Source organism: Streptomyces sp. NPDC005794 (genome assembly GCF_042871445.1).
GTDB lineage: Bacteria > Actinomycetota > Actinomycetes > Streptomycetales > Streptomycetaceae > Streptomyces.
The window spans coordinates 12,268-25,442 of record NZ_JBIAIN010000029.1; the positions used below are offsets into that span (position 1 = coordinate 12,268).

Consider the following 13,175-nt stretch of genomic DNA (forward strand, 5'->3'; position numbering starts at 1 on the left):
GCGCCGATAGGAACAGTTCCGTCCGGCAAGGGAATTGGTGAGCTGTGAGCCAGATTGTCGTCAAGCGCCCACCGCGGGCCCTCCCCTCCGAAGTTCCGGGCGAGCAGGTGCAGTTGCAACCTCCGCCCGAATTGCCCCGCGGGCAGCAGGAGGGGGTGATGATGCAGCTGCTGCCGATGCTCGGCATGGGTGGCTCCGTCGTCTTCTTCTTCATGACGCCGAACCCGATCATGCGGATCATGGGCATGATCATGATTGCGTCGACGGTCGCGATGGCCATCGCGATGATCATCCGCTTCCGTCGCGGCACCCAGGGTCAGCTCGCGGACATGCGGCGCGACTATCTGAAGTATCTGACGCAGACCCGGCGCGCTGTGCTGCGGACCGCCCGTCAGCAGCGGGACGCACAGTTCTATCTCCACCCGTCCCCGGAGCAGCTGTGGGCGCTCGTCGCCGAGGGCAGCAGGCTGTGGGAGCGCCGTGTCGGGGACGCCGACTTCGCGCACGTACGCATCGGCCTCGGCAGCCAGGAGCTCGCCACGCCGCTCGTCGCGCCCGACACCGCGCCGGTCGATGAGCTGGAGCCGCTGACCGCCGGTGCGATGCAGCAGTTCCTGACGACCCACAGCACGCTGGACGGACTGCCGATGGCGGTCTCGCTCCGCGCCTTCTACCACCTGACGATCAGTGGTGAGGCGGAATCCGCGCGTGCCACGGCCCGCGCGATGGTCGGATCCCTCGCCTCGCTGCACTCCCCCGAGGACCTGGTCATCGCCGTCGCGACCAGCCGTGACGCCGCGCCGCGCTGGGAGTGGACGAAGTGGCTCCCGCACGTCCAGACACCGGGTTCGATCGACGGCGCCGGAAGCCGTCGGCTGATCAGCACGAGTGTCGTGGAGCTCGAGGAGATGCTCGCGGGCCGCCTCGAGGGCCGGCCTCGCTTCCAGCCGGGCGGTCAGCCGATCCTCGACCAGCCGCACGTCGTCGTCGTGCTCGACGGCGAGTCCGTACCGGCGACGTCCGCGCTCGCTTCGACCGAGGGCCTTCAGGGCGTGACGGTCGTCGAGATCGTCACGGGCCAGGTCAACGGAGCACGCGGCGGTCTCTCCATCGTGGTCGACCCCCACTCGCTGCAACTGGAGTCGGGGCACGGTCTGGTGTACGACGGTCTTCCCGACCTGCTGAGCCATGAGGCCGCGGAAGCGCTGGCGCGGCAGCTGGCGCCGCTCCACGTGGCCTCGGGCGGGGACGACGACGAACCGCTGCTCGCCAATCTCGAGTTCACCGATCTGCTGAATCTCGGTGACGCGGCCTCGGTCGACGTCAGCCGGACCTGGCGGGCCCGCTCCCAGGCGGAGCGGCTCCGGGTCCCGATCGGCGTGGGCGAGGACGGCGCCCCGGTGATGCTTGACCTCAAGGAGGCGGCGCAGGAGGGCATGGGGCCGCACGGTCTGTGTGTCGGCGCCACCGGTTCCGGTAAGTCCGAGCTGCTCCGCACGCTCGTGCTGGGTCTTGCCGTCACCCACACCTCGGAGACGCTGAACTTCGTCCTCGCCGACTTCAAGGGTGGTGCCACCTTCGCCGGTATGGCGCAGATGCCCCACGTGGCCGCGGTGATCACCAACCTCGCGGACGACCTGACGCTGGTCGACCGCATGGGCGACTCCATCAGCGGCGAGCTCAACCGCCGTCAGGAGATGCTGCGCGACGCGGGCAACTACGCCAACATCCACGACTACGAGAAGGCACGGGCCGCGGGCGCCCCGTTGCAGCCCATTCCCTCGCTCGTCCTGGTCATCGACGAGTTCAGCGAGCTGCTCACGGCCAAGCCGGACTTCATCGAGATGTTCGTGCAGATCGGCCGCATCGGCCGTTCGCTGGGCGTCCATCTGCTGCTGGCCTCGCAGCGCCTCGAGGAGGGGCGGCTGCGCGGCCTGGAGACCTATCTTTCGTACCGGATCGGTCTGCGTACGTTCTCCGCGGGCGAGTCCCGGGCCGCGCTGGGCGTGCCCGACGCCTACCACCTGCCCAACGTCCCCGGTTCGGGCTATCTGAAGTACGGCACGGACGAGATGGTGCGCTTCAAGGCGGCGTACGTCTCCGGGGTGTACCGCTCGGGAGCCCGGCCGGCCGCGTCCTCCGGCCCGCTGCCGGTGGACCGCAGGCCCGTGGTGTTCACCGCGGCTCCCGTGCCGGTGCGCTACGTACAGCCGACGGCGCAGCCCGGTGTGCCCGATGCGCGCACGCCCGAGGACGATGCCCTGGCCGACACGGTGCTCGACGTGATCGTGCGCCGGCTGGAGGGCCGGGGCGCCTCCGCACACCAGGTGTGGCTGCCGCCGCTGGACAACCCGCCGTCGCTGGACGAGCTCCTGCCGGGGCTCTCCGCGGTCGAGGGACGCGGACTGACGCAGCCGGGTTTCGAGGGCGCGGGACGTCTCGTCGTGCCGCTGGGTGTGGTCGACAAGCCGTACGAGCAGCGCCGCGACACGCTCTACCGGGACTTCTCCGGCGCGGCCGGCCACATGCAGATCACCGGCGGCCCGCAGTCGGGCAAGTCCACACTGCTGCGCACGCTCATCGCGGGCTTCGCGCTCACCCACACTCCGCAGGAGGTCCAGTTCTACGGGCTCGACTTCGGTGGTGGCGGCCTGTCCTCGATCTCCGGTCTCCCCCATGTCGGAGGGGTCGCGTCCCGGCTCGACCCCGAGCGGGTGCGTCGTACGGTCGCCGAGGTGTACGGGATCATGGCGCGCCGCGAGGAGTACTTCCGCAGCGCGGGCATCGACTCCATCGCGACCTTCCGCAGGCTGCGGGCACGTGGCGAGATTTCGGCGACGGACCAGCCGTGGGGTGACGTCTTCCTGCTCGTCGACGGCTGGGGCAACTTCCGGACGGACTACGAGGCCCTGGAATCGGCGGCCGTGGACATCGCGCAGCGCGGTCTCGGCTACGGCATCCACCTGATCGTCACGGCGTCGCGTTCCATGGAGGTCCGGGCCAACCTCAAGGACCACCTGATGAACCGGCTCGAACTGCGCCTCGGTGACGTCATGGACTCCGAACTGGACCGCAAGGCCGCGGTCAACGTGCCCGCCGGCGTACCCGGGCGCGGTCTCACGCCGGAGAAGCTGCACTTCATGGCCGCGGTACCGCGGATCGACGGCATCAACTCCGACAGCGACCTCTCCGAGGCCACGGCGGCCATGAACCAGGAGGTCGCCCGGCACTGGACCGCGGCGCCCGCCCCGGCGGTCCGGCTGCTGCCCCGCGAACTCCCGGCCCACGAGCTGCCCGCGGGTTACGCGCAGCCGGAGCGGGGCATCGCGTTCGGTATCGACGAGAACAACCTGGAGCCGGTCTTCCTCGACTTCGAGCGGGACCCGTTCTTCCTGGTGTTCGGTGAGAGCGAGTCCGGCAAGTCCAACCTGCTGCGTCTGCTCATCAAGCAGCTGACCGAGAGGTACGACGGGAACGCCGCCAAGTTCTTCGTCATCGACAACCGGCGAGCGCTCCTGGACGTCACACCCGCGACGCACCTCGCGGAGTACGTGCCCATGTCCAACAACATGGAGCACCACGCCGACGCGCTGTACGACTTGATGAAGCGCCGTACGCCCTCGCCGGACGTCACGGCGCAGGAGCTGCGTGAACGCAGCTGGTGGAGCGGCCCCATGGTCTACGTGGTCGTCGACGACTACGACCTGGTCTCGACGTCCAGCGGGAACCCGCTGGCCAAGCTCACGGAGATGCTCCCGTTCTCCCGCGACGTGGGCGTGCGGTTCATCATCGCCCGCAGCACGGCGGGGGCGGGCCGGGCGCTGTACGAGCCCTTCATGCAGCGCATCCTGGAACTGGGGGCGCAGGGCGTGATGCTGTCGGGCGACCCCGTCGAGGGCGACGTGCTCGGCAACGTCCGGCCGCGCCCGATGCCCCCGGGGCGCGGGGTCTTCGTCACCCGGCGCCGCGGGAATCCGCTGGTGCAGACCGGGCTCATGGACGCACAGCGGTAGGGCGCGTAGGGCACGTCACCTCGTATCGGGGCGGGCGGTGACAGCGGGCGCATTCGCGCCACTGTCGCCGCCCGTTTCGGTGTGCGGGTGCGAGCGGCAAGCAGAATAGGTTCCGGCGTCACGACGTACTGACCTGGACTGGCTCGTCCGTGTCCACACTGATTCCGGCCTTGCGCAGAAGCGCACCCTCGCCGAGGCGGTGAGCGAGACCGCCATGATGCACACCTGCGCCATGGCCCTGCACCTGCGCCTCCGCGACCAGATCCTGCGCGACGCCGGGCCCGAGCTCTGCAGGTGGATCACGGACTGCGACTCCTGGATCCGCGCCGACTACGACTGGTCCCTCACCACCAACCGGTACGTCAACCCGGACAACCCCGCCGACCTCCCGGCCGGCAGCGCCACCTCCCCGTTCCAGGAGCGGGAGGCCGACCAGCCTCTGCCGATCGCCAGCATCGCCTGGTGGTGGACGCTTCTGAAGGAGTAGTCGTGGTCGTGGGCAGGGCGGCCAACACAGGTCAAGAGGCCGCCCCGCCACCTTCGTTCAAACCTGTGAGCCGGCTGCGAGCACGGTGAATGCCGACCAGGCACCCCGGGACACGTTCAATGGCCGCTTCTGCGCATATTTCGAGTCCCGGATGAGGACCGTCGCGTGGTGCGCCGCCACTTCGACGCAGTTGTCGCCGGAGCTGCCGCTGTAGCTGCTCTTGAACCAGGCCGGCTCTGTGGTGCTCATAGTGCTCCTCGCATCTGCTCCAGCAGGCTTACCGTGGCTTCGCGGCCGAGGGCCTGCGAGCGCAGCTTGCCATAGCGCTGGAGCATGGCGCTCACGTCTTTGGGGGACGTGATGAGAATGCTTGACTGCTGGCCCTCGGAGTATCCGACCCACTCGTGCTGCCGGGTCTCGGCCAGGTACATCAGGCCATCGATCCCAGCGTGCTCGTACTGGCGCAGGGGCATTACCTGGATCTCGACGTTTCGCCGCATGCTCTGCTCGAGCAGATGGTCCAACAGTTGACGGATGACGTCAGGCCCGCCCATGTGCCTCTCCAGCAGGGCCTGCTCGAGAACAAAACTGAACGCTGTGTTCGGCCTGTCGGCCAGGAGTTGCTGCCGCTCCAGCCGGGCGACGACCTGGTGCTCGATCTGTTCACCGGACAAGGGCGGCAGCCGTCGCTCGAAGATCGCCCGGATATACGCCTCCGGCTGCAACAACCCCGGGATCGCGCGGCACTCGTAGGCGTACAGCGTGATCGCTTCCTCCTCGATCCCGGCCCACTGCCGGAACCACGAGGCCAGCCCCACCTTCCGCGTAAGACTCCTCGCCGCCGCCGTCAACACCCGCGCAGCCGGAGCCCCCAGCGCCTCCTCCGAGCGGTCCAGCAAGTCCCTCGGCGGGAATCGCCTCCCCTGCTCGATCTTGGCGATGTACGCCGCCGAGTACTGCACCAGCGGCGCGAACTGCTCCTGTGTGAGCCTCGCTTCGTCCCGTAGCGCCTTCAGTACCGCCCCGAAGGTCTTGAGGCTGTCCGACAACTCCGGCTCGTTGTTGGCCGCGTCCCCGGCCCCGTTGTCCGCCCGCATAGCCACCGTCCACCTTTCCGTGCCCGTGCCCGCTCGGTGCTGAACCCGACCGTGCTGCCCGGTACAACGCCGACGCCCCCTGTGGTCACGGGCAGCGACCCACCCAGTCCACGCGGTCAACCACTACAACGGATTCTGTATCAGCGCGGACCCTGTAGACCTGCGGTCACGTGGGATTCACCCCAGCACGACAAAGGGTCAGGGTGGGCACCTCCCGTGCGTGCCCACCCTGACCCGTTGGTTCTCTGTCGAGGCCTACTCGAAGTTGGCCCGCGCCCGCTTGTCGCCGCCCTGGTAGGCCACGCCTGCGTCGCGCACCTTGCGGGAGATCTCGGTCAGAGCCGTCTGAATCGCCGTGGCGTCACGGTCCCAACCGGCCTGCGCCGCGTCGTACGCCGTCTTGGCCTCGCCCACCCAGAGTTCGGAGGCACTGGCAACCACTCGCTTGATCGCCGCGAGGTCCTCCTGAAGCTGCCTGCTCTGCCGGTCGATGTCACCAGCGGCCTGCTCCAGGCTCGAGTAAGTGACAACCATCGTGCCGTCGTTGGTCGGCATACGGTCCTCCAGTTCAGTCTAGTTCGATGTGATGGTCCGTACGTGGTACGGATACCCAAGGCTCAGTAGGAGTTGAAACTCGAGGGCGGAGGGGTGATGGCCGCGGTCTTGGCCTCCGCGCCGGCCGAGTATCCGTCCACTACGTCGACGCCCTGGAGGGCTGCCTTGATCTCGTCTTCGGTGTTGCCCGAGATGACGCGGGCCGCCTTGATAGCTTCCTGGAAGTTAGCCATCCGGACGGCGATGTTGCCCATCCTCCGGTTGATGTCATCCTGCTTGCTGTTGAAGGCGGTGGCGCCAATGCCCTTCCAAGCGCCTTCCAGGCTGTCGATCGTCCCCTGCAGTGTCTTGATCTGGCCCCTCACGGATTCGAATCGCGTGGTGAGCTCGCTCTCGATCTTGATGAGCGCGTCATCTGAAAGCTTCTGATCTGCCATGGTGCTGGCTTCCTTCCTGGTGCTCTTGTTCGGTCCGGCGTCACCGCCGGGGGATACATAAGAGGAACTGCGGTCAGTCAGGCGGTCCTGCGCTTGCGGGCGATCAGGAAACCGCCGACGCCAAGTACGAGTACTACGGCCACTCCGCTGAAGATCAGGCCAAGTTGACTGTCGTCGTTCTTCTCCGTGCTGGAGCCTGCCATGGCGGCGTCCTCAGCCGTCTCCTCCTTCTCAGGCTGTGACGAAGCTGATGCGGATGCGGCAGGCGAGGCTGTGGAGCCGGACGTCTTCTCCTTGGTGAGAGGGCTGATGTCCGGGGCGCCAGGCGTTCCCTTGTCCTTCAGGATGTTGACCGCCGGGCGAATGATGCCGTGGCCGAGGTAGTTGCTGAGGGTGCCCTTTTCCCAGTCACCGCGTCCGGCGGTGTCGAAGAGAACGTTGAGCACCTGGTTGGCTGTCCAGTCGGGGTGGGCGGACCAGATCAGGGCTGCGGCGGCCGAAGTGATGGCGGTGGCCTGGCTGGTTCCGCCTTCTGACTCGCAGTAGCCCTGGAACTTCGAGTCACACCACGTTGGAATACCGTCACCGGGGGCAGCAATGTCTACGAAGTCACCATGCTGCGAATACTCTGAAGCTTTGCCTTGCGGGTCCGTGGCCGCAACACCGACGACTTCTGGATATGCTGCCGGATAAGTGGGTTTGTTTCCCTTGCTGCCCTCATTGCCGACTGCGGCAAAAAACAGCTTCCCCTTGCTCTCCGCGTATTTTACAGCTTCAATTTCCTGATCCAGTTTGAAGTCATTACCGAACGACATACTGATGATCTTTGCATCGCTATCAGCAGCCGACCGAATCGCATCTGCAGTATCGAGAGAGTTCAAAGATTCCTTGGTCTCCCAATCAGCGCCGGCGACCCTAAACGGAATGATCTTCGCGTCCGGGGCAAGGCCTTTCAGCCCTCCACCGTCCCCCGTCCCAGCAATCAATTCGGCCATGGTGGTGCCGTGGCCGGCGTAGTCGTCGAATTCATCGCCACTGGCCCCGGTGGCGTCGAATCCTTTGAGCACCTGCCCCTTCAGGGAAGGCGCCTCAGGGTTGACGCCGGTGTCGATGACAGCAACTTTGATGCCTTTGCCTGTGGTCGTCTTCCACATCTCTTCGGCATGCATGGGTGCCAGGTACCACTGCTTCGACTGCGCGTCCACATCTGCGGATGCAGTCCCCGTAAATCCCGCGCTCAGTGCACCGGCCAAAACCATGGTGCCGAACACGCGCCCTCTCGATCCAAGAGGCATAGGGCGCTTCCGGGTCTGGCTCATTCCTGCTGTCATCCCGACTTCCGAACCTTCCGTCTACCTACTCGATCACCGGCGGTGCGACTCCACGACGGCCGGCTTCCCACGTCTCTCTGTCTTCGGTCAGGTAGTCCGGACGGGGCGTGCCGTCGTCCTCGTCCTCGTCTCGGGAGTCCTTGCGGGCTGCCGGGCCGCGCACGAGGCCCGCGCCGCCTGCGGTGAAGCCCTTCGCGCCTGTCCCGGGCCGTGCGGGCCCTCCACGGGGGGTGCCGACGACGCCGTTGGTACTGGGGGTACCCCGCCCGGCGCCTCCGTTACCGACTACGCCGCGCTGTCCGACGCCGCCGACCGGACTTCCCGGCCGTGCTGCTCCCCCGGCACCGATGACCGTGCCGCGTGGGGCACCCCGTGTGCCTCCGGTCGCCCCGGGCGCGGAGCGCTGAGGCGTGCCCCCGACGATGCCTCCTCGGCCTGCACGTGGGGCGGAAGTTCCGGACGTGCCTGCATGGCCTACTGAGGTCGGCCTGCCACCCGTGACGCCGGATCGACCAGCGGTCGGGGACTGCGGACCAGTGACCCCACGTGCGGAGGACGTGCCTCCGTTCATGGGACCAGAGCGTCCCGCCTGAGGACCGGTGGTCTGGCCGTTTGCCGTCGAGCCGCCACCTGAGCGGGTACCGCCCGCTGGCTGACCCACCGTTCTGGCCGCGCCCGTCTGCGCCTGAGGGTTTCGTGAACCATTGGTCATGGGGTTCAGGAAGCTGTTCGTCACGGGAGGAGTCAGGCCCGGACCCGTTACCGACGGGCCTGTGGTCTGCGCGGGAGGAGGTGTTGTGACGTGAGAGGTCGCCGGGGGCGGTGCGGTGGCGACGCTGTCGATCTCCGTCGAGACGCCCCTCTCTGGAATAGGCGCCACCGGCACTGGCGTCGGGAAGCCTTGGCCGCTCGCCGAGGTACCGGGGCTGCCGACCACTGCGTGGTGCGGGACGTTTCCGGAGTCCACGCTGCCCGACGACGCAGAGTCCCCTGACGACATGGAGCCTGGCCGCTCAGTTTCCAGCCAATGCCCCTGGGGTCGCGGCATCGCCACATCGAGCTTCTTCTCGAACCGTGGCGGCTCCTGCGACGCCAGTAGTTCCTCCGAGACCGCGTAGTACGAAGCCAGCCGGTTGGCCTGGTTGATGGCCTCCTGGCGGTCCTTCTCGACCTTCAGCGCCGCCTCGTACTCCGCGTTTCCCTCGACCCGCTTCGGAGTCTCGACCTCGTCGGGCGTCTTGCGGACCAGGCGGGTGTCGCGCTTCGGGAGGGAGTTGCGGACCGAGGCGAGACCCGTGCCTGCGACGGTGATCTGGGTGCCCGCCACCTCGGCGAAAGCACCCAGCTTCCGCGCATGGGCGACCAGACCCTTGCCCCATTCGCTGAAAGCTGTTCCGGATTCGCCTTCCCAGTCGACACCTTTGATGAAGCCTTCGAGCTCGCCCGCCGCCGTCTCCATCGAGGAACGCGCCTTCAGGAGCGCTTTGCCCGCTTCCTCGAGGTGCTCCGGCTTGGAGTTCTCGATCAGGTCGATCATCGCGTTGAGGTCGTGGCCCTCGAAGGACGTACGCCCGCCGGGGCCGACGCGCCCGAAGCCGAATGACTCCAGGACCTGCATCATCTGGCGGGTGACGTCCGTGACGACGATCTGTCCCGTGACGCGTTCCTGGTCCTCCTGCCGCTGTTCCGCAGGAGTCAACTCCGGCTGCTTCTCGTCACTCATCAGCTGTCACCCAAGTCGTCGTAGGCAGAGCCGTTCTTACTGTCGGAGCGCGGCTGCTCAGGCGTGGCCGGCTTACCCGCGCGCTCCGCCTTCTCATGCTCCGCGTCCAGGTGCGCCTGGATCTCGTAGAAGCGGCGCCGTGTGTCGTCATCCACGTTGTCGAAGCCGACGGCCGCCGCGTGCACCCCGAGGCTCAGGTATTCGATCTGTTCGCCCAGGGACTTCGAGAGGGTGACGAGGGAATCGTGAACGCGGTTGTACTGGGCGTACAGCCCGTCCGCTTCCGCGAAAGTGGTGTTGTGGCCGCTAAACGCATTACGCGACACCGTCTGTTCCGCGACCTTGGACCTGCCCGCCGGCGAGCTCTCGAGTTCCGCCAGCAACGCGTTCACTTTCTTCTGGAACTCCTCCAGGGCGCCTACGCCCTTCCGGAGATCCCCTTTTCCCTCGGCCACGTCGCTGCCCTTCCCCGTTTCCCCGTTTGCTCAGTCTGTTTCGCGTTGCTATCGCACCCGCGTGAACAGCACTGACCCCATAACATCACTGTAGCCAATGGCACTGACAGGGCCAACTGTCTTGTCCGTCACGTAACTTCTCCGGCGTCACACGCCGCCCGGCCGTCCGAGCCGGCGCCGACGGTCGCGTACGGCCACCGCCGCCCCCGCGATGGCGGCCACCAGGACTCCCCCGCCCACCACGACGTACGTCGCGAGCCGGGCGTTGCGTTCGTCGGCGGTCTCGCCCAGGTGGAGAGCGGCCGGCACCGGTGCCTCGCCCTTGCTGACACCCTCGTGTGCCACCGGCTTCTCGATCGGCTTGTCGTCCTCGGTCAGTGCGCGCACCGGGTCGACGACACCCCAGCCGACCAGGCGGTCGTGCCCCGCGATCGAGCGCTCGGCCGTCTGCTCGATCTGGGCGACGATCTGCTCCTGCGTCCAGTCCTTGTGCTTGGCCTTGATGAGCGCCGCCACCCCTGCGACGTACGGGGCGGAGAAGCTGGTTCCGTTGTCCGAGCAGTGTCCGCCGCCGGGCACCGTGGAGATCATGTCCACGCCGGGGGCCGCGACGCCCACGAACTCGCCGGACTGCGAGAAGGCCGCCCGTTCGTTGTTGCGGTCCGAGGAGGCGACGGCCAGAACGCCCGGGAACGAGGCCGGGTAGGTCTCCTTGACGTTTCCGCCCAGTCCGTCGTTGCCTGCCGAGGCGACGACCACGACGTCCTGAGCCAGGGCGGCGTCCACGGCCTGCTTGAGTTCGGGGGCCGGCTTCACCGCGTCGGCCGTGTCCTGCGAGATGTTGATGACATCCGCCTTGCCCTGGCCGACCGCGTAGTTGATGGCCTCGGCCAGCGTCTCGGCGGTCCCGTGGCCCTCGGCGTCGTTCTGCTGGATCGGGATGATCGTGGCGTCGGGTGCCAGGCCCGTGAAGCCGGTGCCCTTGGCCGCGCGTGCGGCGATGATGCCGGCGACCTTGGTGCCGTGGCCGACCACGTCGGTGGTGCCGTTCTCCTTGCCGCGCTCGATCTTCCCGCCGTTGTCGTCCTTGAGGTCCTTCGGTAGGTAGTTGCGACCGCTCCCGGCATCCACGGCCTTGGTGAGCTGGGGGTTCTTCACATCGACGCCGGTGTCGATGACGGCGACCCGTACGCCCTTGCCCGTGGACTGCTCCCACAGCTCGTCCATCAGCACGCGCTGCAGCGCCCAGGGGCGGCCCGCGTACTTCTTCGCCGGGAAGGTGCACTGGGTGGAGTCGTCCGCGGCCGCCGGCAGCACCGGCAGGGTGACGAGGAGCACGGCGGTGGCGGCCGTGGCCGTCAGCAGGCGCCGGCGGCCGGAGGGGTGCGTGGTCACGTGGTCGCTCCTCACGAGCCCTGCGGCTGGCGGGCGGCACCGGTCGACAGGCGGGGGCCCGTCGGCAGGAAGGCCGACCAGACGGCGGGCACGGGGGCGGGGTCGACGTCCTTGTACCCGAGGCGGTTCTGCGCCTGCTGGGCCTCCTGCTGCGCCTGCTCCCGCTCCTCCTTGGTGCCGGACTCACCGATGCCGGAGTCGTCCTGCACGCTGTCGCCGTTGGACTGCATGGCATAGCGCAGGCCGGTGTCCGTCACCAGGAAGAGGGGGCCCGCGTCGGGGCTCGATCCCTTGAACTGCCGGAAGAGCTGGCCTGATCCGGGGGTCACGTAGGCGCTGCTGGAGCCGGTGGGGAGCGTCGCGGGGAAGGCGGTGCCGGCCCAGGTGCTGAGCGTGCTGGCGCCGCCCTTGTCCGAGACTCCGCGCAGGACGTTGCACACGGTGTTACGGCTCCCGTCCCCCGTAGCAGCGGAGTTGACGGGATTCGGCTCGCTCGCGGGCCAGTCCTTCTCCCGCCCGAACGCCTCGCCGGGCTCGAACGCACCGGCGCTGACGGACTGCGCCTTGCCGTCCTGGCCGAGGGTGACCAGGTCCCGGCTGCTGAGCAGGAGCTTGGCGACGAAGTCGGTGACCGGGGCGACCTTGCCGGGCAGGACCACGTACTGCTGGGTCCTGGTGCCGGAGGTCGCCGCGAGGACCATGCCCACCTTGTTGTCCTCGGCCGACAGCCCGCCCGGAACTCCCGCGGCCATGCCCGGAGTTCCCTCGATGGCCGGGAAGGTGACCTCGTCCCCCTTGTGGAAGGTGGCCAGCCAGTCGGCGGACACCCGCTGGGGGTCGCGGCCCTGGCCGACCAGGGTGCGCAGCAGCAGCTCGTCGCTCTTCACCGCGTACGCGGTGCCGGTGGCGTCGACGATGTAGCGGATCCGGTCCGGGCCGGGGCCCTCGACGTACATCAGCTCGCCGCCCCGCAGCTTGCCCGTGCCCTCGGTCTTGCCCTGCTCGCGCTCCGCGAAGACGAACGCCGCCTTCTGGATGGCCCTGCCGCCCTCGCCGGGCCGCTCGCAGACCGCCCAGCGCTTCGCGGACCCGGCTTCCTTCTTGTCAGGCAGGCGGTCGGGGGCGTACGGGATGCCGAGGGTCGCCCCGTGCGTGATCTTGCCGTTGTCGAGGACCGACTCGTCGACGTTGATGACCTTGCCCTTGTCGGGGGCGAGGAGGAGTTTGGCGCTCGACATGTTCAGCACCGGGTGGAGCTGCTTCTTGCCGTCGGTCTTCAACACCACGTACCGGGTGGTGGATTTGCTGGCGATGATGACGTTCTCGTACGGGGTGTCCCACTTCTGGGGGGCGACGGGCTTGAACATCCCCCATGCCCCGAACACCGCTAGGACCACGACACCGACGATCGCTCCCGGCACCACCGCTCGCAGGGGGCGCGGGGCACCCTCTTCCGAGCCGGAAGGGTGGGGCTGCAGGAACTGTGCGACCAACCTCCGCTTCGCGAAGGTGTAGGCATTGAGTTCGTCCCGCCGTGATGCCATGTGCGCGCTGCCCCTTCTCCCCAGTGGGCGACCAGGTTCCCACACCCTCCGTGGGCCGGTGCCCCCGACCGGGCCCCCTACTATGCCTGTTGGCACTTGGCTCTCACCGCTCAGGTAGGGTGATCGCCCGATCAACGC

The 13,175-nt window shown here is 67.9% G+C and carries 11 protein-coding genes; 2 read left to right on the top strand and 9 right to left on the bottom strand.

Going from position 1 to position 13,175, the window contains the following annotated elements; all coding sequences use genetic code 11:
* Positions 1 to 44 precede the first annotated feature (44 nt).
* Both eccCa and ACFYQ5_RS33080 read left to right on the top strand, forming a co-directional pair.
* Positions 45 to 4,013, top strand: a complete 3,969-nt coding sequence (gene eccCa, locus ACFYQ5_RS33075; RefSeq protein ID WP_389202986.1) for a type VII secretion protein EccCa — start codon at positions 45 to 47, stop codon at positions 4,011 to 4,013.
* 199 nt (positions 4,014 to 4,212) lie between these two features.
* On the top strand, positions 4,213 to 4,500 hold the full coding sequence (locus tag ACFYQ5_RS33080) for a hypothetical protein (protein WP_389202989.1): 288 nt from the start codon (positions 4,213 to 4,215) through the stop codon (positions 4,498 to 4,500).
* 57 nt (positions 4,501 to 4,557) lie between these two features.
* Here ACFYQ5_RS33080 and ACFYQ5_RS33085 read toward each other — a convergent pair whose 3' ends face one another.
* From ACFYQ5_RS33085 to eccB, 9 genes are all read right to left on the bottom strand, one after another.
* Positions 4,558 to 4,749, bottom strand: a complete 192-nt coding sequence (locus ACFYQ5_RS33085) for a DUF397 domain-containing protein (protein WP_389202991.1) — start codon at positions 4,747 to 4,749, stop codon at positions 4,558 to 4,560.
* Positions 4,746 to 5,597, bottom strand: a complete 852-nt coding sequence (locus ACFYQ5_RS33090) for a helix-turn-helix domain-containing protein (protein WP_389202993.1) — start codon at positions 5,595 to 5,597, stop codon at positions 4,746 to 4,748. The genes ACFYQ5_RS33085 and ACFYQ5_RS33090 overlap by 4 nt, the downstream gene beginning before the upstream one ends.
* Positions 5,598 to 5,852: 255 nt before the next feature.
* Complete coding sequence (locus tag ACFYQ5_RS33095; RefSeq protein ID WP_389202995.1) at positions 5,853 to 6,152, bottom strand: WXG100 family type VII secretion target; 300 nt, start codon at positions 6,150 to 6,152, stop codon at positions 5,853 to 5,855.
* A gap of 62 nt (positions 6,153 to 6,214) precedes the next feature.
* Positions 6,215 to 6,589, bottom strand: a complete 375-nt coding sequence (locus ACFYQ5_RS33100) for a WXG100 family type VII secretion target (RefSeq protein WP_389202997.1) — start codon at positions 6,587 to 6,589, stop codon at positions 6,215 to 6,217.
* 77 nt (positions 6,590 to 6,666) lie between these two features.
* Complete coding sequence (locus tag ACFYQ5_RS33105; RefSeq protein WP_389202999.1) at positions 6,667 to 7,920, bottom strand: S8 family serine peptidase; 1,254 nt, start codon at positions 7,918 to 7,920, stop codon at positions 6,667 to 6,669.
* 25 nt (positions 7,921 to 7,945) lie between these two features.
* A complete protein-coding gene (locus tag ACFYQ5_RS33110; RefSeq protein WP_389203000.1) occupies positions 7,946 to 9,643 on the bottom strand; it encodes a hypothetical protein in 1,698 nt (565 codons plus the stop codon).
* A complete protein-coding gene (locus ACFYQ5_RS33115; RefSeq protein WP_389203002.1) occupies positions 9,643 to 10,098 on the bottom strand; it encodes a hypothetical protein in 456 nt (151 codons plus the stop codon). The genes ACFYQ5_RS33110 and ACFYQ5_RS33115 overlap by 1 nt, the downstream gene beginning before the upstream one ends.
* Positions 10,099 to 10,245: 147 nt before the next feature.
* Positions 10,246 to 11,493 (bottom strand): type VII secretion-associated serine protease mycosin, encoded by a 1,248-nt coding sequence (gene mycP / locus ACFYQ5_RS33120; protein ID WP_389203004.1) that lies wholly within the window; start codon positions 11,491 to 11,493, stop codon positions 10,246 to 10,248.
* A gap of 11 nt (positions 11,494 to 11,504) precedes the next feature.
* On the bottom strand, positions 11,505 to 13,037 hold the full coding sequence (gene eccB, locus ACFYQ5_RS33125; RefSeq protein WP_389203005.1) for a type VII secretion protein EccB: 1,533 nt from the start codon (positions 13,035 to 13,037) through the stop codon (positions 11,505 to 11,507).
* Positions 13,038 to 13,175 lie beyond the last annotated feature (138 nt).

Excerpts from the sequence above, each read along its gene's own strand:
- ACFYQ5_RS33085 (WP_389202991.1), bottom strand. The coding sequence starts at position 4,749 with ATGAGCACCACAGAGCCGGCCTGGTTCAAGAGCAGCTACAGCGGCAGC.
- ACFYQ5_RS33090 (WP_389202993.1), bottom strand. The coding sequence starts at position 5,597 with ATGCGGGCGGACAACGGGGCCGGGGACGCGGCCAACAACGAGCCGGAG.
- ACFYQ5_RS33095 (WP_389202995.1), bottom strand. The coding sequence starts at position 6,152 with ATGCCGACCAACGACGGCACGATGGTTGTCACTTACTCGAGCCTGGAG.
- ACFYQ5_RS33100 (WP_389202997.1), bottom strand. The coding sequence starts at position 6,589 with ATGGCAGATCAGAAGCTTTCAGATGACGCGCTCATCAAGATCGAGAGC.
- ACFYQ5_RS33105 (WP_389202999.1), bottom strand. The coding sequence starts at position 7,920 with ATGACAGCAGGAATGAGCCAGACCCGGAAGCGCCCTATGCCTCTTGGA.
- ACFYQ5_RS33110 (WP_389203000.1), bottom strand. The coding sequence starts at position 9,643 with ATGAGTGACGAGAAGCAGCCGGAGTTGACTCCTGCGGAACAGCGGCAG.
- eccB (WP_389203005.1), bottom strand. The coding sequence starts at position 13,037 with ATGGCATCACGGCGGGACGAACTCAATGCCTACACCTTCGCGAAGCGG.